Annotated in this window: 16 protein-coding genes; 10 read left to right on the top strand and 6 right to left on the bottom strand. The window is 61.4% G+C overall.

What is annotated here, in order from left to right; translation table 11 throughout:
• Nucleotides 1–460: 460 nt before the first annotated feature.
• Genes C2138_RS13640 through C2138_RS07715 form a run of 4 tightly spaced genes read left to right on the top strand, consistent with a single transcriptional unit; the run spans nt 461 to nt 7,501 of the window.
• Nucleotides 461–718, top strand: coding sequence for a hypothetical protein (locus tag C2138_RS13640; protein WP_159078171.1), 258 nt, complete (start codon nt 461–463; stop codon nt 716–718).
• A complete protein-coding gene (locus C2138_RS07725) occupies nt 682–6,267 on the top strand; it encodes a DEAD/DEAH box helicase (protein ID WP_199286517.1) in 5,586 nt (1,861 codons plus the stop codon). The genes C2138_RS13640 and C2138_RS07725 overlap by 37 nt, the downstream gene beginning before the upstream one ends.
• Nucleotides 6,264–6,641 (top strand): PD-(D/E)XK nuclease family protein, encoded by a 378-nt coding sequence (locus C2138_RS13955; RefSeq protein WP_108516813.1) that lies wholly within the window; start codon nt 6,264–6,266, stop codon nt 6,639–6,641. Before C2138_RS07725 ends, C2138_RS13955 begins: the two co-directional genes overlap by 4 nt.
• The gene (locus C2138_RS07715; RefSeq protein WP_159078170.1) at nt 6,638–7,501 is read left to right on the top strand and encodes a PD-(D/E)XK nuclease family protein; all 864 of its coding nucleotides are present in this window, start codon (nt 6,638–6,640) and stop codon (nt 7,499–7,501) included. Before C2138_RS13955 ends, C2138_RS07715 begins: the two co-directional genes overlap by 4 nt.
• On the opposite strand, the gene C2138_RS07710 is transcribed toward C2138_RS07715, so the two are convergent.
• Nucleotides 7,498–9,339 carry a Druantia anti-phage system protein DruA gene (locus C2138_RS07710; protein ID WP_199286516.1) on the bottom strand — a complete coding sequence of 614 codons (1,842 nt, stop codon included), beginning with the start codon at nt 9,337–9,339 and terminating at the stop codon, nt 7,498–7,500. The two genes, C2138_RS07715 and C2138_RS07710, sit on opposite strands and share 4 nt — an antisense overlap.
• Nucleotides 9,340–9,479: 140 nt before the next feature.
• Nucleotides 9,480–10,925 (bottom strand): ATP-binding protein, encoded by a 1,446-nt coding sequence (locus tag C2138_RS07705; protein ID WP_108516807.1) that lies wholly within the window; start codon nt 10,923–10,925, stop codon nt 9,480–9,482.
• Nucleotides 10,926–11,509: 584 nt separating this feature from the next.
• On the opposite strand from C2138_RS07705, the gene C2138_RS07700 reads away from it, so the two are divergent.
• From C2138_RS07700 to C2138_RS07685, 4 genes are all read left to right on the top strand, one after another.
• A protein-coding gene (locus tag C2138_RS07700) for an IS3 family transposase (RefSeq protein WP_108518942.1) occupies nt 11,510–12,675 on the top strand; the annotation gives its coding sequence in 2 pieces (ribosomal slippage) (nt 11,510–11,794 and nt 11,797–12,675; 1,164 coding nt in all).
• Between the two features lie 185 nt (nt 12,676–12,860).
• Nucleotides 12,861–13,976, top strand: coding sequence for an acyl-CoA dehydrogenase family protein (locus tag C2138_RS07695; protein ID WP_108516805.1), 1,116 nt, complete (start codon nt 12,861–12,863; stop codon nt 13,974–13,976).
• 2 nt (nt 13,977–13,978) lie between these two features.
• On the top strand, nt 13,979–15,076 hold the full coding sequence (locus C2138_RS07690) for an acyl-CoA dehydrogenase family protein (protein WP_108516804.1): 1,098 nt from the start codon (nt 13,979–13,981) through the stop codon (nt 15,074–15,076).
• A gap of 8 nt (nt 15,077–15,084) precedes the next feature.
• Nucleotides 15,085–15,639 carry a nitroreductase family deazaflavin-dependent oxidoreductase gene (locus C2138_RS07685; RefSeq protein WP_241961078.1) on the top strand — a complete coding sequence of 185 codons (555 nt, stop codon included), beginning with the start codon at nt 15,085–15,087 and terminating at the stop codon, nt 15,637–15,639.
• On the opposite strand, the gene aqpZ is transcribed toward C2138_RS07685, so the two are convergent.
• Nucleotides 15,636–16,400, bottom strand: a complete 765-nt coding sequence (aqpZ, locus tag C2138_RS07680; protein ID WP_108516802.1) for an aquaporin Z — start codon at nt 16,398–16,400, stop codon at nt 15,636–15,638. The genes C2138_RS07685 and aqpZ overlap by 4 nt on opposite strands.
• A 115-nt stretch (nt 16,401–16,515) precedes the next feature.
• Entirely contained in the window at nt 16,516–17,370 is an 855-nt protein-coding gene (locus tag C2138_RS07675; RefSeq protein WP_159078169.1) for an alpha/beta fold hydrolase, read from the bottom strand.
• Between the two features lie 193 nt (nt 17,371–17,563).
• On the opposite strand from C2138_RS07675, the gene C2138_RS07670 reads away from it, so the two are divergent.
• The gene (locus tag C2138_RS07670; protein WP_108516798.1) at nt 17,564–18,214 is read left to right on the top strand and encodes a protein-L-isoaspartate(D-aspartate) O-methyltransferase; all 651 of its coding nucleotides are present in this window, start codon (nt 17,564–17,566) and stop codon (nt 18,212–18,214) included.
• Nucleotides 18,215–18,238: 24 nt separating this feature from the next.
• On the opposite strand, the gene C2138_RS07665 is transcribed toward C2138_RS07670, so the two are convergent.
• Nucleotides 18,239–18,454 (bottom strand): putative acetyltransferase, encoded by a 216-nt coding sequence (locus C2138_RS07665; protein ID WP_108518938.1) that lies wholly within the window; start codon nt 18,452–18,454, stop codon nt 18,239–18,241.
• Nucleotides 18,451–19,950, bottom strand: a complete 1,500-nt coding sequence (locus tag C2138_RS07660) for an SDR family oxidoreductase (RefSeq protein WP_108516796.1) — start codon at nt 19,948–19,950, stop codon at nt 18,451–18,453. Before C2138_RS07660 ends, C2138_RS07665 begins: the two co-directional genes overlap by 4 nt.
• Nucleotides 19,951–20,103: 153 nt before the next feature.
• On the opposite strand from C2138_RS07660, the gene C2138_RS07655 reads away from it, so the two are divergent.
• Nucleotides 20,104–21,954 (top strand): hypothetical protein, encoded by a 1,851-nt coding sequence (locus C2138_RS07655; RefSeq protein WP_108516794.1) that lies wholly within the window; start codon nt 20,104–20,106, stop codon nt 21,952–21,954.
• Nucleotides 21,955–21,981 lie beyond the last annotated feature (27 nt).

Below are 21,981 nucleotides of genomic sequence, written 5' to 3'. Positions count from 1 at the left end.
TCCCTTTGGCGTGTCTCTCGTCGATTTCGAACTCGCGCCGCTTGTTGAGCGAGAGGGCCACACTCGCGCTATTCGAATCGACCCGGTGAACGCGGCTGAGCGGCTCGCGGATGCCGGACTCCGTCCAATCGAACGTGGGCGCTGGGTCGCCACGCCTGCGACCGAATCAGCTGACTCATTGATAGGACGGATCACGAGTCGCATAGACGCGACACCCTCCTCTGGTGGCATCGAAGGCCTCCAGGTGATCGACCCACGTTCAAACGTGAGGTACTACCGAGGCCGTTGGCGAGCACCAAAAGCAGCCGACACTGGAGATTTCACGGCCCGCCGGCCCCAGGCATATGGGGCGGACCTCTGGTGTGTCGTGCGACTGGACGACGGGGTCCCCAAACGAATGATCGAATTCCCGATCGACAATTCGGTCGTTCCAGGTCGAGATGAGGCCTGGCGATTTCAGATGGCCATCGATGCCGTGCGCGGCGAGCCCCAGCGATTCGCTGTCGAGCCGTTCGGATCAGGGACCGCGGTTGTGGTCAAGTTCTTTTCCCCGATTCCCGGATTCGCCGAACGCTACCTCCAACTCGTCGGCCTTGCCCTCGAGGCGACGGGCGCTCTGTTTGCTTATCGGGTGCCGACCGGGGCGATGCCTGGGGTGATCGAACTACTCACCAACATGACTTGGATGAAGTCAAACTCATTGGAAGGGAAACCTTGACAGGCGAAGCACCAACGATTGCCGAGACGATCGACGATATCCAGGCGGCTCTCCGAGACTACATCGAGGCGACTTACCACGTCGGTCATCCGATGGTGATCGAACAACGTCGTGAGCTGCTGAACAAGGAGGGGGTGATCTTTCGCGAGCCGTTTATCGAGAGCACGCCGCGGTATCGTACCGAGCGAAGGTTCTCTGATCTCGAACTCGACGCCGCAGTGCAACAACTGTTCGCAGCGCTCACGCAGCGCGTGGGCGGGCTCGACCCGCTGCTGTTCGACCCTCCCTACACCCATCAAGCAAACGCCCTCGAATGGGCATGTCGGGATGGCTCGAGCTTGGCCGTGACCACTGGTACCGGCTCCGGCAAGACAGAGTCCTTTCTCCTGCCAATGGTCGCAAAACTTGCGACGGAAGCAGCACATCGACCGCAATCTTTTGCTGCACCCGCGGTCCGCGCGATGATCCTTTATCCGATGAACGCTCTTGTCAACGACCAACTCGGGCGTCTCCGGCGACTCTTAGGCGACCCTCGGGTTACCACCCAGTTCAACGCTTGGGCAGGGAGACCGGCACGGTTCGCCCGCTACACGAGCCGCACTTTGTACCCCGGAGTGCGCACGAGAGAGAGGGATCAGCGCCGGCTGGGCTCAATCGAAGACTTTTACGTACTCCTTCAAGATCGCGCTGAAAATCCAAAAGCCGAATGGCACTCCGAGGCAGTGGCGCTGATTGAGAAGCTTCAGGCGAGGGGGAAATGGCCAGCAAAGCCCGACATTAAGAAGTGGTTCGGCGACAAAGGAAGTCGTTGGCAGGACAAGGATGGCAACTTCATTCGGGCGGTTATGCAACCTGATGACCCAGAGCTGCTGACTCGCCATGAGGTACTCGCGTCGCCTCCAGACGTCATCATCACCAACTACTCAATGTTGGAGTACATGCTGATGCGGCCGCTCGAGCGACCAGTCTTTGATGAGACGCGCAAATGGCTTGCGGACAATCCGCAAGAACGGTTCATGCTGATCGTCGATGAGGCTCACTTGTACCGGGGCGCGGCAGGTGCAGAAGTCGCATTGCTGCTCAGGCGTCTCCGGGCTCGTCTTGGCATCACCCCGGAACGTCTGCAGGTGATCACAACCAGCGCTAGCTTTGCCAGCGCGGAGTACGCGCGCGAGTTTGCGGCGCAGCTCAGCGGTAAAGACATTGCAGACTTCCGGACCGTCGAGGGTGAGCTCAAGCTCGGAGCTCCGGCTGCGACGGGAACCGCCGCTGATGCTGGAATGCTGATGTCCCTCCCGATTCGGGACTATTACGAAGCCGACTCAGACGCTGACAAGGTTGTCGCGATTGCGGGATTGCTCAACTATCGAGGTGTTGCGCTTAGCGATCGTCCACTTGCTGAGTTGTTGTACGAGGCGCTCCATGATTTTGAGCCTCTGGCCCTTCTGGTGAACGCAACGATGCAGAAGGCGCAGCCCGTGAGCGAACTGGGCGCAGAGGTGTTTCCCCTGGTGGAGCGGGCGATCGCTGATCGGGCAGCGTCTACGCTATTGGCTCTCGGGAGCGCGGCGCGCCAGAGTCCCGACGAGCCAGGGCTGTTGCCGTGCCGCGTGCACGGTTTTTTTCGCGGGCTTCCCGGCTTGTGGGCATGCCTTGACCCTGACTGCGACGCGCTTGACGAGAGCCTGCGCGGAACCGGTCCTATCGGAAAGCTCTATCACCAGCCGCGCTCCGCCTGCGCCTGCGGAGCTCGAGTCTTCGAATATTTCACGTGCCGCCATTGTGGTTCCTCATACGCGCGCGCCTACACGGACGACCTAATCGAACCGTCGTATTTGTGGCATGAGCAAGGCGGAGCGTTCCAGGCAGCAGCAGGATCTGTTCCCGAACTCTTTGCTCTGGACCTCCTACTCGAAAGCCCGACGATCCACACGAAGCTTGCCGACCTTGACCTGGTCACCGGCGCGCTCGATTCTAAGAAGCTAGGCACGAGAGTCCGAAGCGTCTATCTACCCGAACTTCGCGGCGGCGAACTTATCACCACCGAGGGCGACGACGATGAGCATGATCAAACAAATGCGAATGGCGAGTTCAAGCCGTGCGGAGTCTGCGAGCGCTCAGCTGGGTACGGGCGCTCTTCTGTTCAGGACCACCAGACCAAGGGCGACCAGCCATTCCAAGCGCTCGTGACCCGACAGATCGAAGTGCAACCTCCGAGCCGGGAATACAGCGAGTTCGCACCACTGCGGGGTCGGAAGGTGCTTGCGTTCTCGGACTCGCGCCAAGTTGCAGCACGCCTTGCACCGAATCTTCAGAACTACTCGATGCGAGACGTGATCCGCCCACTTCTACTTCGCGGATGGACCGATCTCGATGCTCAGGACATGATTCGCGACGAGCTCAGCCTGCAGCAGATGTTCCTGGCGACGATGGTGGGAGCGACTGCGCTGAAAGCGCGACTACGGCCGGAACTTAGACCGGCAGAGTCAATGAAGATTCTGGATGAGGTCGTCGCGAAGGTCGCTGCGGGTGCGCTGACTGGGGAAACTTCGCAGCTGTTGGGACTGATGATTTTGCAGCCGACACCCCCGGTGTCGCTGCTCCGCGCGATGTACGCGACTCTGACAGATAAGTATTACGGACTCTCGTCGCTGGGGCTCGCCACGCTCCGTGAGAAAGGAGCAAAACGCAAGGCCCTGCTTCCCAAGCTCCCAGACATCGAGGGTGTTGCCAAAACGGATGAGGAGAAGCTGGCACTCGTTCGGATCTGGCTCGGCTTCTGGGCGACCAAGGGAATCTGGTTCCAGTCGATGCAGGAGGGCGAGTGGTGGAAGGTAAAGGGAGGCGTTCATCCCCACGCTGGAAAATTCGACGGTCTTGCCAAGTGGCTCGAAACGAAGCCAAAGAAGAAGCAATTCAACGACGAATGGCTCCCGATCCTGTTGGCGACTTTCTGCGAGTCGATCGGAGGCAAGTATCGACTGGTTGCGGAGAACGTCGCGCTCGACATCTCAGAGGGATGGGGCTATTGCGAGCACTGCCGCTACACGCAACGCCCCTTTCCTGGCTCGTCCAAGTGTGTCAACTGCCGCGAGAACGCAGTTCGCGTTCTAAATCCCAACAGCGACCCTGTCTTTCAAGCGCGAAAGGGCTATTACCGAGCAAGCGCCGCTCGCGCACTGCAGGCTTTGCCTGAAGCGCCAATGGGAATAGTCGCGCGAGAGCACACGGCGCAGCTGAACGCAGCGCAATCGGATGAAGTGTTCTCCCGAGCTGAGCAGTACGAACTGCTCTTCCAAGACATCGACGTTTCACTACCGGGCCAGGACGATGAGCAACATCCAGCCGTCGACGTGCTGTCGTGCACGACAACGATGGAAGTCGGAATTGACATCGGCAGCCTGAGCGGAGTTGCACTGCGGAACATGCCGCCTTCGCGTGCCAACTATCAGCAGCGCGCTGGTCGCGCGGGACGTCGTGGGAACGCAGTGGCCACCGTGGTCGCGTTCGGGAGCGCGGATACGCACGACGATCAGTACTTCCGTAACCCTGCTGCAATGATTCGCGGAAAAGTCGAGGATCCGCGGCTCACTATGGACAACGATGAGATCGCGCGCAGACACGTCGCGGCTTACCTGCTGCAGCGATATCACCAAGATCGACTTCCCAACATCGACCCCGATGAGCAGAAGCAGTTGTTTGAGGTACTTGGAACCGTTCCTGGCTTTGTGGGGACGACCTCGAAGCTCAACCGCACAGACTTCGAAGAGTGGCTCAAGGTAAACGAGGCGTTGCTCCGAGTTGAGATCGATGACTGGCTCCCGTCCGAGTTGGCTGAACTGCGTGCGGAGATCCTCGCGAACTTCGTAAACGCGACTCTCAAGGAACTCGATCGAGCCTTGAAGATCGATGCGCATGGAAGCACACCGGAAGCATCCGAAGGGGATCTGGCTCCGAAGCAGAACGAGGTGGAACTCGATGGCCCGTCGGAGGACGGGGCCGAGCTGCCAGGGGAAGAACGAAGCCAGACTAATCTGCTCGACCGATTGCTTTACGAGGGAGTCCTTCCTCGCTATGCGTTCCCGACCGACGTCGTGTCGTTCCACGTCTTCGACGTCAACAAGTCCGAACGGTTCAACACCTCCTATCAGTACACGCCGAGCCAAGGACTCAACGTAGCGCTGAGTCAGTACGCGCCAGGCAAAGTGGTCTGGATCGACAACAAGGAATGGACCTCCGGCGCGATCTACTCACCGATGCAGGCCGATCGATTTAAGGCCTGGCAGGAGCGATGGCTCTATTTCGAATGCTCTGTCTGTCACTACGCGATGCATGTTAGGTCGACCGAAGCAGAGAAGGGCGAAGAACGCGAGTGCCCCGCCTGCGGAACGCCAGAATCCTTCGGCAAAGCTATGAACTGGATGCGGCCGCCAGGGTTCGCGCATCGCGCGACAAAGGACCCGGGAACGAGCCCCGATGACGCGCCAGCCGTCAGCTACGCAACGAGGGCCAAGCTTGTCGCCGAGGGACCGGGTGAAGATGGGAAGTGGGCTGGACTCAGCGATCGTGTGATTCAGGCGTACCAGCGCTCTACGCTCCTGGTTACCAATACGGGTCCGAACAACGAGGGCTACAACTACTGTACGATCTGTGGGCTCATTGAGCCCGTGAAAAATGCCAGCGGTGAGGTCTTTGGCTCGCACAAGAAGCCCTATCCAGACGAGAAGAATCAAGACTGCCCAGGCTCTCGTTCCTCCAAGGGGTTGGTGCTCGGTACTGATTTCAAATCGGACGTGCTCCTCGTTCGGCTCCGTGTTGACTCGCCGGTACGACTCCGTCCTGAGTGGTTGTCAACACATGTCGCGCTTCGTACTCTGGCAGAGGCGCTCACGATTGCGGCTACGCAGAAACTTGGGATCGAGGCTTCAGAAATACAGGCCGAATACCGGCCGGCGTTAACACCACTCGGACACAAGGGCGAAGAGGCCGAGATCTATCTCTATGACACGCTCGCCGGGGGCGCAGGATTCACTCGGCGCGTACAAGAATTCGGCGTGTCGATTTTCACGGATGCGCTCGATCGACTCGAAAACTGCCCAGCGGGGTGCGATGAGTCCTGCTATCAGTGCTTGAGAAGTTTCCGAAACAGATTCGAGCACGGGTTGCTTGATCGCAAAGTGGGCGCGAGTTTGCTCCGCTATCTTCTATTCGGCGAGTCTCCGACCCTAGATCAAGCGAGACTCGACCTTTCGGCAGACAAGCTCTTCGCGGACCTTGAGAGCCGAGACCTTCCGGACACCGTCTTCAAGCGAAACGAGGTAGTCGAAGTCCCTGGGCTAGGACGCATCACCGCCCCGATCCTCGCAACTCGGTCAGGTCAGACCTGGATTATTGGCGTTCACGGTCCGTTGACGCTCGACGTAGCGCCTACGCAGGATCTATACGACGCGAAGGAATACGGCGGCCTGCAAGTACCGCTCATCGACGACATGGTGATCTCGCGCAACTTGCCTTTCGCGACCAATTCGGTAATCAAGGCACTTTCATGAGCGGTAGCCAGCGAGTCCTCGACACCAGAGTTGAGAAGTCCGCGGCCGTGCTACAAGACACCCCTAGGCACTGGAGCTATTCCGCGCTCAAGGAAGTCGAAACGTGTGCGCTGCGGTTTTCGTTGGCAACGGCAACGTATCCCTCATTATGGGACGGGTACGCATACCCACGAGCAGTGCAGCCTTCCGCGCTCTTCGGCGACGTCGTCCACGATGCACTCGAACATGTAGTCCGAGCTCTGGTCAAGGCTGGGTGCACAACGTCAAGCTCCCCCGATGCTGTCGCTGTCCTTCGTGTCCTCGGGGCTACTCGGCGCTTGTCCTCTCAGCGTTGGAGCGGCGCATCACGGCGCTTGAGGCCAATCCCAGAGTGAGCGCCGCTCGGCGCGTCCAAGTCCAACGACAGCTCGAAGACAGAATTCCGGAGGCACGCAGAGCGGTTCAAGTTCTTCTCAGCCGGATGACCTTAGAGCCGCGTCTCAGCCGCGCTGAGTCCAACGAGACGCGCTCTGGTGATGCTGAGTACTCACGCCATGCTTTGCTTCCCGGAACCTACGCAGAGGTCGCTCTGTGGGCTGACGAACTTCGTATGAAGGGGCGTCTGGACGTTCTCACCATCACTGGTGATCGTGCCGATATCACTGATCACAAAACTGGCCTCGAAGATCCAGCACATCTCGACCAACTTCGCTTCTACGGAGCGCTCTGGATGCACGACCTCGTTGCCAATCCCAGACGCACGACGCTGCGTAAATTGACGCTGGCCTATCCGAACCGTGATGTCTCGATCGACGCTCTAGACGGGAGTGATCTGGCAAGCTTTGCCGAATCCATCAAGGCTCGCGTCCTGGAGGCGGACCGGCGCATCGAAGTCGACGTGCCGGCTGCAACGACCGGGCCGCAATGTTTGCGTTGTCCCGTTCGAAGCGTGTGCACCGTCTATTGGACAACCGTAATCCCGGTTCCATCCTCGGTCGCACCCGACGCGTGGTTCGACTTCGAGGGAATCGTCGGTGCCCAGAATGGAGCGAACAGCTGGTGGATGCTCGATCTTTCAGGCACACGGCCGGTCGTGCTTCTCAGAACGGCGTCGGCTCAGACTTCGCTTTCTAAGGGGCAGCGAGTCAGGCTGCTCGGAATTCGTCGAGACGCTGATCCGGACGTTGAGGCGGTCGTTGCGACGCTGACGATGGGGTCGGAGGTATTCGTCGTTCTAGACGACCGAACCGACTAGTTGCCTGCCGCCTCGGCATCCGGGATCTCGTGTTCTGATTCAAGTTCTTGTGGACGTTGCACTCGCGCTCCGTGACAAACCGGTCTGACGAGACGATTGGCACGCATCGAATCCTGTACCGCGGGCTGCGCCGCTCGATTCATTGCCCACCGGCCCAGCCACCACGTGGCGATTCGTTCGTCAGCGTTCGTCAGTTCAGGATCCAGAAGATATTCGGGCTCAGGATCGAGACCAAGCGAGAAGTCCTGTAGATTCTCAACGAGCGGTACGCCATAGAGTATGCGTTCGCGCCCATGCTGCAGAAGGTCATTGGCTGGCCAGCCCAGAGCGGCCAGTCCTAATCGCACCTTGCGCAGTCGAGGGCTGACTCCCTCGCCAAAGATGCTGTTGACGCGCACCGATGACCCGCCGATCTGCGACACGCGAACAAGCGCGCTCACCGTCTGTTCGGAGAAGTGCGACGTACCGAACGATCGAGAGCGGCCGAGCTCAAAAAACCCCATCTTGGCGTTGCCCGATCCTCCCATGACCGTCGAAGGCCAGAACAGCCGGTTGTACTGGCTGGAGCCACTGCCGTAGAGGGACGTCGTTCCGATAAATGAAAGCCGCGCCTCGCGCTCGATTGCGCGCCCCGCCATGGCCGAGGCGATTTCGCTAGGGCGCGTGTATTTGGCTCGATATGCAGACAGCACTGTTGGTGACACCGCTAACGCGCCGACGAGCTTGCCAGCAGCGAGGGCGTTGTACGGAGCGACGGCCCCGCACACGGTGAGATCTGCAATGACTGTTCCAACTCGTTCACCGCGCGCCCGGCGAATCACCTTTCGGATCTGAGATCGCGCTTTAGAATCACGCAAGGCGAGTGTGAGTGCGTCGCTGGCGGTTGGTTGCTCAGAAAAGTATGTGGCGAGGGTGTCGGAGATCTCGAGAAGATCAGCGAGAACTGATGACCGCTTGCTGCGAAACAAATGAGACTCGGCTCGCTCGATCCACGCATCTTTCACGATGTTGCGAACCTCGCGAACAGTGCTGGCGCGATGGTGCTTCTGTCGATGGCGTTCGGCGTCGGCTCGCAGACGCGCAACCGTCTCAGCTAGATCGCTGCTTCGCCCGCGCGGCTCGACGATTCCCGCTTGAATGAGATCTTCAACATAGATTTCGTCGATTTGAGTCTTGATCCGGTGCATCAACCATTGCCCGGCCTTCTCAGTCGGATTGGCGTCAAGGCTGGCTAGGAAGGTATCGGTGTCCCAACCAATCCAAGAGTCACGTTCGGCGATCTGTACGACCGGACTCGAGATTGCGGCGAGTCCGATAATCGCGTGGTGTGGCGTCGCGGCATCGCGAATTAGGATCGGCATCGAACGGCCAGGTACCGTCGAATAGGCGTTGGACCACGTATGACGGAAGTATCGCCAGATGTCGTGCAGGCGAAAACCAGTGATGTCGCAGATCGAATCATCGACGATCTGCACATACGGCTTGATCACCGAACTCGGGTCTTTGGTCGACGTCAAAGAATCCGACAGCTCCCGCCCATCGCGCATCAAGTTGAATACTGAAATCGCCTGACCGAAGTGTTGATGTGGTCGCTCCATCCTTTCTAAGAATCTGCGAACGCTCGGTTTCCGCAGTTGTTCATCACGTCTGACGTGCTCTTGGCGACGAACGCGAGCCCTCTCTACGTCCTTATTGCCGCTGACCTCAGGCGGGCTGAGCATTGGGCCTAACTGATCGACGGTAACGGTCCAACCTTGGTCCACAAGATCGATCAGTGTGTGGGACGCCGCGGACAATGCGGGATGCTCGTATAGTTCACCAAGCTTCGCGCGCTTCATGCATTCATCATGATCGAGGCCAGACCCGACAGAGTCTGGGTCAAGGCCCGCAAGGTACTTGGCTAGTCGAGCGAAGCCCAGTCGCTCAACACGCGTAGCTTTTGGCGGCAAGCTCAGCGGAATGTACTTAGGTTCCTTGGTCATGACCGCTGAAGCATCCGTCCGTATGTTGCGCTCCATGCTCGAAGAACATCATCGCCGTCTGCACCGATCTGAAGGGTGGCGCGTGCGTATGAGATTATCAACAGTTCAAGCGCAGTTCGCATTTCCGATGATGACTGCTCCTGCAACCCCTGAAGTGGCTTGTAGAGAGCACCAAACGCCGGATGGTCGACATTGAGCGTGAGAGTAAGTGTGTGCTGATGAAAATCAGCCCGAAACATCGAGTCGATGGGCATCTGACTTGATCGGATTTCGTAACGCACCGGGCCACTCGAGCGACCGCGGCCCGCCAAGACCGGCAGATCGACATCGGCCGTCTCCGCGATGCGGCAGGAGTCAGCAGCCGCGGCACTGAACTTCACTTCTTCAAACAACTGGCGCACACGATTGTTCAGCATTCGTGCGATGGACTCGAGTTCCGGTTCCAGTGCCTCGCGAAGCGCGCGAGAGGGTCGAACTCCTTGCTTGTTGATCGTAATTCCGAAGTGCTCATCAAGCACTGGATCAAACTCAACTTCACAGCGCCACCAATCGTCGTAGTTCTCTTTTCGTTTGGCACCCATCAGGAGCCAGCCGTTGGCTATCTCTCGACCCGCGCGAAGGATCGACACTCCGCCCTTACCCACGATGCCAATGCGACGCTTCGTGAGGTTGTCGAGTGCGTGCCAATGGCTTACCGGCAGCATTGAGAATCGAACTGTCACGAAAGCCGTGTCGACCGGGCCGACGGAAATTTCATATCTGAGGGGCTCAATGGCCAGATGCGCTGTGATCCCATTCACCTCCGTTGTCAAGAGTGTCGGATCGACGGGCGCCACCGCCCTGCCGTTGATAGTGAGGCGCAATTTCCCGACGAGGAATCGTCGATACATCCGCCCAAGATCGCGGTGGAGCACTTTCTCGAGCCAGGCTAGACGCTGGTAGTCGATCCGATCGCAATCACGCCAAACAACCCGGCAACCCGAATCGGTGGCGCCTCGTATTCCGATCGTGGGGGTCAAGTCCGCGGGCCGTCCGGACGCGATCTCATCGGCATCCAGACAGACCGTTTGGGCTGGGAAGTCTCGTTGCCAGGCGGTGACTTCGATCGTGCGGGTTTGACTAAGCGAAGCGGACGGGAGACCCATCCCAAATCGCCCAAATGAGCCCTCGCCGCCGAACCGAGAGGATCCCCCGAATCGCAAGCAGTTGCTCAACTCAATGTGGTCCATCCCGACTCCATTGTCCTCCACCTGGATCTGTGGCAATCCGCTCGCTTCCGAGCGAGTGAGGGTCAGAAAGATCTCACTGGCCTGCGCCTCGATAGCGTTGTCGACTAGTTCGGCGAGGGCGGTCGAGATGCTAACGTAACCGGCTTCGCGCGCTGCTCTGATGAAGTTCGAGGGCATCACTATGTCGCCTGGCTGCTGTGAACGCATCGCCATTTCTGCTCCGATCTAACGTGAGTACCTGCTCGTTCCAGAGTAGCTGCTCGAGGGGCGGAGGGAAAGACAAGGATCCTGTCGATGGCCCCAATACTTCTGGGCGGCCTCGTTACAACCAGGTAGGGGCACGGCCGTCACGTCTGGAAAGCCATCTGTTCGCTGGCTGTTGCTTGACGCTAGGAACTACCTCGGTTGGTTGTGAACTTGGCTGCACAGGAGCCAAACGCCAGCCAACTTTGCAAGCACATCGCGCTGCGCGAGCGGTCGACACTTATTCGACACTTCAGCGACATCGAGACTGGTCGAAATTTGCCCAATTGCGATAGAATCGAGGACCGCAACACAGAAGCTTGGTTTTGGAAAAGACCGGCCGAACAGCACTTTCTCCGAGAAATGTCGAATCGTTGGCTCAGACGAGACGAGTCCCAAACTCACTGAAGAAAACAGGGGGTCAGGGGTTCAAATCCCACTTGGATCCACAACAGACAAGCCCCGCAACCTAGTTGCGGGGCTTTGGATCTGCTGCACGGATAGGTGACATCTGAGTTGGCTTGCCCGGGAGGGTGGGCTGGAAGGATGTCATTGTGCCGAAGCCTTATCCCCGAGAGTTCCGTGACGATGTCGTGCGCGTCGCGCGTAACCGCGACCCCGGAGTGACGATCGAGCAGATCGCGAAAGACTTCGGCGTCCACCCGATGACCTTGGAGAAGTGGTTGCAGCGAGCCGCGGTGGAGGAGGGCGCCCGGCCCGGTCAGGCCCGAAGCGAGGGGGGCGAACTGCGAGAGGCGCGCAGACGGATCCGGCTGTTGGAGCAGGAGAACGAGGTGCTGCGGTGGGCGGCGGCGTATCTGTCGCAGGCCAACTTGCCGGGAAAAGGCTCTACCCGCTCGTGACTGAGCCCGCCGCTGAGGGGGTCCCCGTGAAGGTGACGTGCCGGGTGCTCAAGCTCGCTCGCCAGCCCTGCTACCGGTGGTTGGCGAACCCCGTCACCCACACTGAAGTGGTCGAGGCTTATCGCGCGAACGCGCTATTCGATGCGCACCGGGACGACCCCGAGTTCGGGCATCGGCTCCTGGCCGACGAGGCGCGCGAGGTCGGGGAGTCGATGGCGGACCGGACCGCCTGGCGGATCGCCTCCGACAACGGCTGGTGGTCCGCGTTCGGGAAGAAGCGGGGCAAGAACGGCAAGAAGGTCGGCCCGCCGGTCCATGACGATCTCGTGGGCCGCGAGTTCACCTCCGACGCTCCGAACCAGCTATGGCTGACGGATATCACCGAGCATCGAACCGCGGAGGGCAAGCTTTACCTCTGCGCGATCAAAGACGTGTTCTCGAACAAGATCGTCGGGTACTCCATCGACTCTCGGATGAAGTCGAGCCTGGCCGTCCGGGCGCTGGAGAACGCCGTTGCGATGCGCGGCGATGTCGCCGGCTGCGTGATCCATTCGGATCGCGGATCGCAATTTCGAAGCAGGAAGTTCCTGCGCGCAATCAACCATCACCGCATGGTCGGATCAATGGGCAAAGTCGGCGCTGCCGGCGATAACGCCGCCATGGAATCGTTCTTCAGCCTGCTCCAGAAGAACGTCCTCGACCGCCGCTCCTGGGCCCGCCGAGAAGAACTGCGCATCGCGATCGTGACCTGGATCGAGCGGACCTACCATCGGCGCCGTCGCCAACCCCGCCTAGGACGTTTGACCCCGATCGACTTCGAGGCCATCATGAACACGCCAGCCGCACTGGCTGCGTGACTAGAAACTGTCACCTACCCGTGCAGCAGACCCTTTCGTGTTTTTCCCGCGATGCGGCCCGGGTTGTAGGCCCGACCAATGGCGTGCGCTCATCATGCGACGTCGCCTGGCGGATTCGCGCATCCTCTCGGACGCGGAGTGCATCACCCCTAGTGTGTGATGACAGCCGAGTGCAAGGGAGCCTTATGAGACTGCAGTTGTCCCCTGAAGACCAAAAGTTCAGGGAGGAGATGCGCGAATTTTTCACGACGCAGATCCCCGAACGAATTCGATCGAAAGTGATCGCCCGCCAAGAGCTCTCCAAAGAAGAGATGGTGGAGAGCCAGCAGATTCTGAACGCTGCCGGCCTCGCGGTACCTGGATGGCCGCTCGAGTGGGGTGGAAAAGACTGGTCGCAGTTGCAGCGTCATATCTGGCACGAAGAGATGCAGCTCGCGGGCGTGCCCCAGCCGCTCGCCTTCAATGCGTCGATGGTCGGGCCTGTTATTGCAAACTTTGCCTCGCAGGAGCTCAAGGAACGCTTCCTGGCCAAGACGGCGAATCTCGACATCTGGTGGGCGCAGGGCTTCAGCGAGCCCGACGCGGGATCTGACCTTGCGTCGCTGCGGACCACCGCGGTTCGCGAGGGCGACGAGTATGTGGTCAACGGGCAGAAGACGTGGACCACACTCGGCCAGTACGGCGACTGGATCTTCATGCTCGTGCGTACCGACCCGGCCGCGCCCAAGAAGCAGCAGGGCATCAGCTTTCTGCTGATCGACATGACGACCCCTGGCGTGACGGTCCGCCCCATCGAGTTGATCGATGGAGGCTTCGAGGTGAACGAGGTGTTCTTCGACAACGTGCGGGTGCCTGTGGGCAACCTGGTCGGCGAAGAGAATGCTGGCTGGACCTATGCGAAGTTCTTGCTCGGCAACGAGCGTGTCGGCATTGCCCAGGTTGGCGCGTCGCAGAGGCACCTCGCGACGGCCAAAGAGATCGCCAAGGAGCGGGGAGTTCTCGATCGTTTCGCTTCTCGCATCGTCTCGCTCGAAAGCGAGCTTCTCGCGCTAGAAACGACCGCACTGCGGGTCGCGGCGCACTCTGACGGCGGCAAGCCGCATCCCGCGTCCAGCGTGCTCAAGATCAAGGGTTCGGTGCTCATCCAGGCCGTCTCGGAGCTGCTCATGGACATCGAAGGACCTGCGGCCACAACAAGCTGGAACTCTCGCGTCTTTCTCAACAACCGCAAGGTGTCGATCTTCGGTGGATCCAATGAGGTCCAGCGCACGATCATCGCCGGCACGATTCTGGGGCTATAACAGTGGAATTCACAATCGATACAGAACAGCAGTCGCTCGTGCAGGCTGTGCGCGGGCTCGTTGGCAAGACCTACGACTCATCCGAGGCTCGCCGCGCCGTGACCAAGGCTGAGCCTGGCTTTGCGGCATGGGATCAGCTCGCTGAAATGGGCGTTCTCAGCCTGCCATTCGAGGCAACGGCCGCCGAGGTCTCCCTTGCCGCGGAAGAGCTCGGCAGAGTGATTGCACCAGACCCCTTCGTGGAGAGCATTGTTCTCGCGGGTGGGCTGATCAATTCCGTCGGCACAGACGAGCAGAAAAGCGAGCTCGTCGACGCGATCGCGGAGGGACAGACCCTTCCGGTGCTCGCCTGGCTCGAACCCAATCGCGGATGGTCTGCTCAGGCCGTCTCCGTTACCTACTCCGATGGCAAGCTCAACGGCGTTAAGTCGACAGTCGTGCAGGCAGACCGCGCCGACCTTCTCGTGGTCTCGGCGGCGGTCGACGGTGGCACGGGGCTGTTCCTGGTTACCGACGGCTACGCGACCGAAACGGAACGCACTCACGATGGCTCCCGCGCCGCGACAGTGACCTTCTCCGACACTCCCGCCGTGGCACTCGGGGACGGCGGCGACGCACTCGCCGCGCTTGAGCATGCCCTCAACCTGGCGAGAATCGCATATGCCCACGAGGCGCTCGGTGCGATGGCAGTCGCGCTCGACATCACCGTCGGGTACCTGAAGACCCGCAAACAGTTTGGCGTAACTCTCAACAAGTTCCAGGCACTCACCTTTCGTGCTGCGGACATGTATGTCGAGCTCGAGCTCGCCCGCAGCGCCATCACCTGGGCAACGATTGTCGCTGCCGACGAGGGATCGACGCCAGAGGATGTTGCGGCAGCAGCATCCCACGCGGCGCTGCAGGTGGCCCGAGCCGGTCGCCACATCGCGCTCGATGCGATCCAGCTGCACGGCGGCATCGGAATGACCGCGGAGTACTCGGTCGGCCACTATGCAAGCCGCATCCTTGCGATTGGCCAGATGATCGGGGACGAAACTTTTCACCTCGACCGGCTTGCCGCCCGGATTGACGATCACACAGTTCTCGACCCGATCGGCTAATTGTCGCGATGACGCGAGATAAGGGAGGCCATGACGACACAATTGTCGTCATGGCCTCTTTTGTTGTGCGCACGGTTCGCCGCTGCATCGCTCCGCTCACCAGAACCCGGATCTTTCGCAGCCTGGCGCCCAGAGTCATGCCGCGGGCAGAGCGCGTCATTCGCAAAATTTCTGGCGGCAGGGCGCAACTGAGCGGGTTGCTTGTGCCCTCGCTTGTTCTGCACACGGTCGGCGCGAAATCTGGGCTGCCTCGAGACACGGAGCTCATGTACACGCCCGACGGGCGGGGCAACGCGATCGTTGCGGGCACGAGTTTCGCCCGAGAAAAGCACCCGGCCTGGACCTATAACCTGCTGGCGCATCCTGATGCAGAGATCACGGTGCGGGGCAGGCGTATGCCGGTGCGAGCGGAGCGCCTTCTGGGGCCAGATCGGGAGTTCGCCTGGCAGCTGATCGAGGGTCAGTGGCCGGGATACCGGGCATATGAGCGCGAGTCGGGGCGTGAGGTCCGTTTGTTTCGGCTGCGGCTGGTGCCTCAGCATCCAGCCGCAGCCAGAACCTAGCGGTTCTCTTCAATGACCTTCTCGAAGAATACCTTGTAGGTGAGACCCGCGATGAGCGCCCCGAGAAGCGGTGCGACGAAGAACACCCACACTTGCCCGAGCGCCTCCGGGCCGCCATAGATGGCCGCGGCCAGTGAGCGGGCGGGATTGACGGACGTATTGCTGATCGGGATCGAGATGAGGTGGATGAGCGTGAGGGTGCAGCCGATCGCGATTCCCGCGAAGCCTGCTGGCCCGCGCCCCGATGTTGCTCCGAGGATCACATAGAGGAATACCGCAGTGAGTACGACCTCTGCGACGATGACCGAAATCAGGTTGAAGCCTCCGGGGGAGAGCTCGTCGTAGCCGTTGGAGGCGAAGCCGCTTTCGACGGCGTTATCGAGAAAGCCGTCGGCGCCGCCGGCCGCGATCGCGTATATGACAGTCGAGGCGAGCGCTCCGCCCACGAGCTGGGCTATCCAGTACCCCGGAACGTCCTTCCACGGCATTCGGCCAGAGAGCACAACGCCCAATGTGACGGCGGGATTGAAATGCCCGCCCGAAATGTGGCCGACCGCGTAAACGCCGATGAGTACCGTGAGTCCGAACGCGATGGCGACGCCGAGGAACCCGACGCCGAGCGGATTTTCTGAATCAGGAAAGCTCGCCGAGAACACGGCGGTTCCGACGCCGCCGAGGACGAGTAGGAATGTGCCGAAAAACTCTGCTGCGAGTTTTGCCGTGGTGTGTGGTGCCGCTTGGATCGAATCTTCGTTAGCCATGCTTCGATTCCTTCCCTTGAGCCGCTGTCACGAGGATGGCCGCGGCGGCCGCCGTGTGGCGTTCGAGAAAAGGATAGGTTCGATGCCGCGCCCTGGACACCCATCCCGCCGCGATCTATCGGCCGACGGCATCCATAAGGGTGCGATGAAACTCAGCTGGTTTCTCCATCATCACGTCGTGCCCTGTTTCGAGACGGACATGGGTGAGCGCACTGCCCGCCATCTGCACGAAACCGGAGGCATTGAGCGACGCAGCGTAGGGCGAGCGAGAGCCAGAAACAAGCGTGACGCGAGAGAGATCGAGCGCCCCGAGCTCGGTGAGGACCGGCCTCTCGATGGTGCGGGACGAATTGTCGTGCCTCCACACCCAGCCGCCATCCTGTGGCCTGAGGCTGCGCTCGCCCACGAACTCGGCGAGCCATGAGGGCCAACCTGCCCGTGCTGAGCGCGAACTGAACGCCTCGGCTCCTTCGGCAATGGTGGGGTAAAACGGCTTGCTGGTCGACGGTTCGGCCTGAGCACTCGCGTAGGCGGGGTCAAGCGGCACGGCGTCGACGGAGACGATGTGCTCAATGCGCGGAACCGTGCCGCGAGCTCCGAGGAGAAGCGAGAGCATTCCGCCGAGAGAGTGACCCACGAGAATGAGACTGTCGTCACGGGCGAGGTCGGAGGCCACTGCCTCGAGCTCGCCGAGCCAGGCGCTGGCGGGATAGTTGTCGCGCCACTCGCTGTCACCGTGTCCAGACAGGTCCATAGCGGCCCACTTGGGGGTGTTGGCACCAAAGAGAGCGACCTCCGCGGCCCACCAGGTTGAGTGCGCTCGCCCGCCGTGGACGAATAGGAATCGGGGGCCGGACCCGCTGCCGCCGGTGCGATAGCTGATGCGCGCACCAGAACTCATAAGCTCGTGCGTGGTAGCGGAGTCATAGGCAGTCGGCGAGAACCAGGCCGGGCGAGGGAATGTAGACATCGTGGCCAGTGTAGGCGACGGATGCTCGCACATTTGTGGGGGCGCTTTCCGCCATCGTACTGTGAACGAACGGTGCATTCATGGTCCCCTTCGCGCGCCCACTCTGATGGGAAACTCGCGATGTGGAGTTCCCTGCGGTCTTTCAGAGGGCGCGCGGAAACTGGGAGGGCGCTAAAGCAACGGGAGCACCACGATGACGACCGAAAGCAAACGAGTGCGCATGGTTGACCACGACCTGCGAGACAGGGGAGTCCGAGACGAGAGGGTGCTCGCTGCGATGGCGCGGGTGCCACGCGAGGAGTTTGTTCCGCAGCATTCGCGCGCCTCGGCCTTTGACGATAACCCCCTGCCGATCGGCGATGGCCAGACCATCTCCCAGCCCTACATCGTGGCGTTCATGGCCGAGGCGGCGCGTATCACGCCTGGCGACACGGTGCTGGAGATCGGCACCGGATCTGGCTACGGTGCGGCAGTGCTTGCGAGCCTCGCGGCCCAGGTCCACACGATAGAAAGGCATGCCACCCTCGCGGCGCGGGCGGCCGAGACCCTGGAGCGGGTCGGATTCGACACGGTGCAGGTCCACGTGGGAGATGGAACGGTGGGCCTCGCCGACGAGGCACCGTTTGATGCCATCGTGGTCACGGCATCGGGGCCCGAGATACCATCCCCGCTCCTTGAGCAGCTTGCTGATGGTGGCCGTATCGTCATGCCGGTGGAGCGCCGCCGCGGACATCAACAACTCATGCGGGCAACAAGAAGCGGCGACGATTTTGCTGAGGAGAGCCTTCTCGGGGTGGTATTCGTTCCCCTCATCGGGGAGCACGGTTACCAGCACGGACGATAAGGGACTGCCGTGCTCCGGCGTTATTCAGCGTCGCGGCGACCGTGGCTGCGGGGCAGGGGGAACCTCTTTGGCCGCGACTATGTCGTCTAACGCAATAGAAACGAGCCCGCGTTTGGTCTCGATAACGCAGTGCGTTGCATCCGTTTGCCGAAGAAAGCCGACAGCGTCGGTGAACCCGCCATCGATACGCGAGCGAACGACCACGCGGGTTCCGAGCTCAAGGGTGGAAAGGTCGGTCACCACGCTGCTGGCTTGTAGTCCTTGAGAAAAACGCCGAACAGATCGGTGCCCGCCTCGCCCATAACGATCGGGTCATAGACGCGGGCGGCTCCGTCCACGAGGTCGAGGGGCGCATGAAAACCCTCCTCGGCGAGGCGGATCTTGGTGTGGTGGGGGCGCTCGTCGGTGATCCACCCTGTGTCGACGGCGGTCATCAGGATGCCGTCGGTCTCGAGCATTTCTCCCGCGCTGGTGCGGGTGAGCATGTTGAGAGCGGCCTTTGCCATATTGGTGTGCGGATGCCCCGGCCCCTTGTAGCGGCGAGCGAACTGGCCCTCCATGGCAGAGACATTGACCACGTACTTGCGGCGAGAAGGCGATGCGGCCATCGCGGCGCGCAATCGGCTGATCAGCAAGAACGGTGCCGTCGCATTGGCGAGCTGCACCTCAAGCATTTCGAGCGGCTCCACCTGCTGAACATGCTGGGTCCAGCTGTTGATGTGATCCTCGTCGGGGATGAGGCCTCCCGCATCGATTGCCGTGCCAGCGGCCAGCCGTTCGAGGGACGATGAACCGGCCATCATCGCCTCTGCTGCCAGGTTTTCGGCCGAAGTCTTCTTATCGGCGTCCACGGCAGTGCGGGCGAGCAGCGGATGCGCACTCACAGACGCAGCAATCGAGAGCGGATGCGCGTCATTAGTGTGCCCAAAGGTCACGAGCTCCGGTAGCGGGCCGTCGGGCAGCGGGGCAAGCTCGGCGTCGACGAGGGCGCTGTAGGCACCGGGCGAACGACGCACGGTCTGGGCCGCGTTATTGATAAGGATGTCCAGCGGGCCCTGCGCCGCAACCGAGTCAGCGAGGCCGATGACCTGGGCGGGGTCGCGCAGGTCGATTCCGACGATTCGCAGGCGGTGCAGCCAGTCGCCGGAATCCTCAAGTGAAGAGAACCGGCGGACGGCATCACGAGGGAACCGGGTCGTAATGGTGGTGTGGGCGCCGTCGCGAAGCAGGCGAAGGGCGATGTGCATGCCGATCTTGGCTCGCCCGCCCGTGAGAAGCGCCCGTTTGCCGGTGAGATCGGCATGAGCGTTGCGCTTGGAGTGGCTAAACGCTGCGCACTCGGGGCAGAGCTGATGGTAGAACGCGTCCACCTGCGTGTAGTGCTGCTTGCAGATGTAGCAGGCCCGGGACTTGATGAGATGCCCGGCGACGGGAGCCTCCGTGCCGGATTCGAGGGGAACGCCTCGCGTTTCATCGTCGATGCGGTCAGGAGCCCCCGTCGCGGTGGCCGCGACAACGGCGCGATCGGATTCCGCGATGACGGCGCGCTTTTCAAGCCGTCGGTTGCGCTTGACGGCCTTGAACATGCGTGCGGTCGCCTGGCGGACGGTGATGAAGTCGGGGTGCTCCTCGTCGATGTCATCCATCGAGGCGAGAACGCGAAGCGTTGTGGCGAGGTCGTCGGGATCGATAGCGACCTCGGGCAGGTCGGTCGACGATTCGGGTGCTGCGGTCATTGGGCCGATTCTACCTGGCTGCCGCTGCAATTCCGCTGCGGAGTAGGGCCCGCGAGGGTGGGGCCGCGCGGGCTGTGGAATGCTCATGACGGGCGTAGTGTGAAAACGCCAGGCCAGCTTTGTTCACCCCCGATGACGGTGCGGAGGAACGCCATGACGAGCGATGATCGCGCAGTCAACAGCGTCGCGCTCGTCGTCGTGCACGGCATGGGCCATCAGAAGTCGTCTGAGACGCTCCTGGAATGGGCGGAGCCGCTTGTGCGCCGCATCGAATGGAGGCTGGGTGTCGGCCAGGGTGTGCGGTTCTCGGATGTTGTGCTCGGTGACGATCAGCCAGGACGCGTGAGCATTTCCGCCCAATACCTCGACGAGAGCGGCCGACGCAGAATCCTCGATCTCACCGTCACTGAGGCGCGCTGGTCTGATTCTTTTCTCGCGATGAAGCGCGGAGAGATTTTTAGCTGGGGGCTGGGGTTTCTCTGGCGGACCGTCGGTCGTCTCGGCGGGCACTTTTCGCGCAACATGGCCTTGCTCGTCAGCGAGGCCCTGCCGCGCGGTCGCGTCGTCGGAGTGGGGTGGCGCATTCTCTGGCTAGTGCGGTGGATCTGGACGCTCATTGTGGGGGCGCTCGTCGCGGTGCTTGTGGCCGCGCTCTGGTGGTTTCTATTCGTTGCGTCTCTCGTGCTCAGCGTGGCTTTGCTCGTGATCGGCCCGCTGCTGTTTTTGCCGGGGCTGGGACGGCTTCTGCAGGGGATGGTGGATGCCGTCGTCGACTTTGTCGGTGACGTCGCGGTGTGGACTCGCAGACCCGTGAGGGCTGCGGCAATGCGGCAGGCGGTGGAAGACTCGCTCATCGCTGCACGAGAAGGTCTCCCAGACCCGGCAACTGCTGAGACGCGGCTCATCGTGGTGGCTCACTCGGAGGGGGCGGCAATCACGGCCGATCTGCTCTTCAACCAACCCGACGGCATCCAACCACCTCGCGTCGATGCTCTCCTCACCGTGGGTGCGGCGATCACCCTGCTTGGCGAGGCCCAGTGGGTGAAGGGAGCGACTCGCCCTGGCGCGGTGGCGGCGGCCGGAATCGGCAAGACACCCGTGCTCATTAATCCTGTGCAGGGATGGTCGCTTGCCGCTCAGCAGATTCGATGGCTCAACTTTTGGGGCATCTGGGACCCGTTCGCGGCGGGGCCGATCTCCACGGATGGGGCAGCACGGCGGGAGCGCTGGTACGAGAGCTTCGGGCTGGAACCACGGGGCACCCCCACCGCGAAGGGGCCGGAGGAGCATCCGCTGCACAACACCGCTCTTCCTCTCACCGACCACCAGAGTTACGCCCAGAACATCGTGCAGGTCATCGACCCGTTGGCGCGCCTCGTGCTCGATTCCTCCACGGCGACGGGGCCATCATCGCCAGCGCAGACGGGCGCGATAACCCGCGATGCGGCGAAGGCAACGGGTGAGCTTCTGCGCACGCAGCTTCATGTCGAGGGTGTGCGCGCCCTCGGGCTCAATCGTGTGCTCGTGCTGTTCAGCGCAGCCCTTGTTGCGTTGGGCCCGGGCATCACGGCCGGTTTCGCGCAGTCGGTTCTGGATTCGTTGAGGGGCCTTCTGGGGCAGGTGGGCGAGGCAGGTTGGCTGGGCTGGCTTCTCGGCGCCGACGGGGTGAACAAATATGTGGTTGCGGTGGCCTTCGCCGCGATCGGGCTGTGGCTCAACGAACTGCTATGGCGGCGCTACGGCGCAATGGTGGCCTGGCGCAGATCGTCGGCGCTCGCCACCGAGCGCAATGATGGTGAACCTCCGCTCAAGGCTGAGTCGGTGTGGTGGGCGGGAACCGTGCTGAGGGGAGTCTTTCTCGGGAGCGCCATCTCCGCGCTGACTGCGGCGGGGCTCCAGCCGGGCTGGCTCATCGTGTGCGGCGTCGCGGCCGCGATCTTGTTTTTTGCACCGTGGCTTGGCCGCATTCCCCGGGTTGCCCCCGCGCGGCCGCCGTATGTCTAGACCGCGCTAGCCCGGATAACGCCGCGG

The organism is Salinibacterium hongtaonis (genome assembly GCF_003065485.1).
Taxonomy (GTDB): Bacteria; Actinomycetota; Actinomycetes; order Actinomycetales; family Microbacteriaceae; genus Homoserinimonas; species Homoserinimonas hongtaonis.
This window is presented reverse-complemented; position numbering and strand designations above follow the sequence as displayed.

Coding starts and splice junctions, on each gene's coding strand:
- C2138_RS07685 (WP_241961078.1), top strand. CDS start 15,085: ATGACGCGAGATAAGGGAGGCCATGACGACACAATTGTCGTCATGGCC.
- C2138_RS07710 (WP_199286516.1), bottom strand. CDS start 9,339: ATGAAGCGCGCGAAGCTTGGTGAACTATACGAGCATCCCGCATTGTCC.
- C2138_RS07670 (WP_108516798.1), top strand. CDS start 17,564: ATGACGACCGAAAGCAAACGAGTGCGCATGGTTGACCACGACCTGCGA.
- C2138_RS07660 (WP_108516796.1), bottom strand. CDS start 19,950: ATGACCGCAGCACCCGAATCGTCGACCGACCTGCCCGAGGTCGCTATC.
- C2138_RS07695 (WP_108516805.1), top strand. CDS start 12,861: ATGAGACTGCAGTTGTCCCCTGAAGACCAAAAGTTCAGGGAGGAGATG.
- C2138_RS07655 (WP_108516794.1), top strand. CDS start 20,104: ATGACGAGCGATGATCGCGCAGTCAACAGCGTCGCGCTCGTCGTCGTG.
- aqpZ (WP_108516802.1), bottom strand. CDS start 16,400: ATGGCTAACGAAGATTCGATCCAAGCGGCACCACACACCACGGCAAAA.
- C2138_RS07675 (WP_159078169.1), bottom strand. CDS start 17,370: ATGTCTACATTCCCTCGCCCGGCCTGGTTCTCGCCGACTGCCTATGAC.
- C2138_RS13640 (WP_159078171.1), top strand. CDS start 461: ATGGCCATCGATGCCGTGCGCGGCGAGCCCCAGCGATTCGCTGTCGAG.
- C2138_RS07705 (WP_108516807.1), bottom strand. CDS start 10,925: ATGGCGATGCGTTCACAGCAGCCAGGCGACATAGTGATGCCCTCGAAC.
- C2138_RS13955 (WP_108516813.1), top strand. CDS start 6,264: ATGAGCGGTAGCCAGCGAGTCCTCGACACCAGAGTTGAGAAGTCCGCG.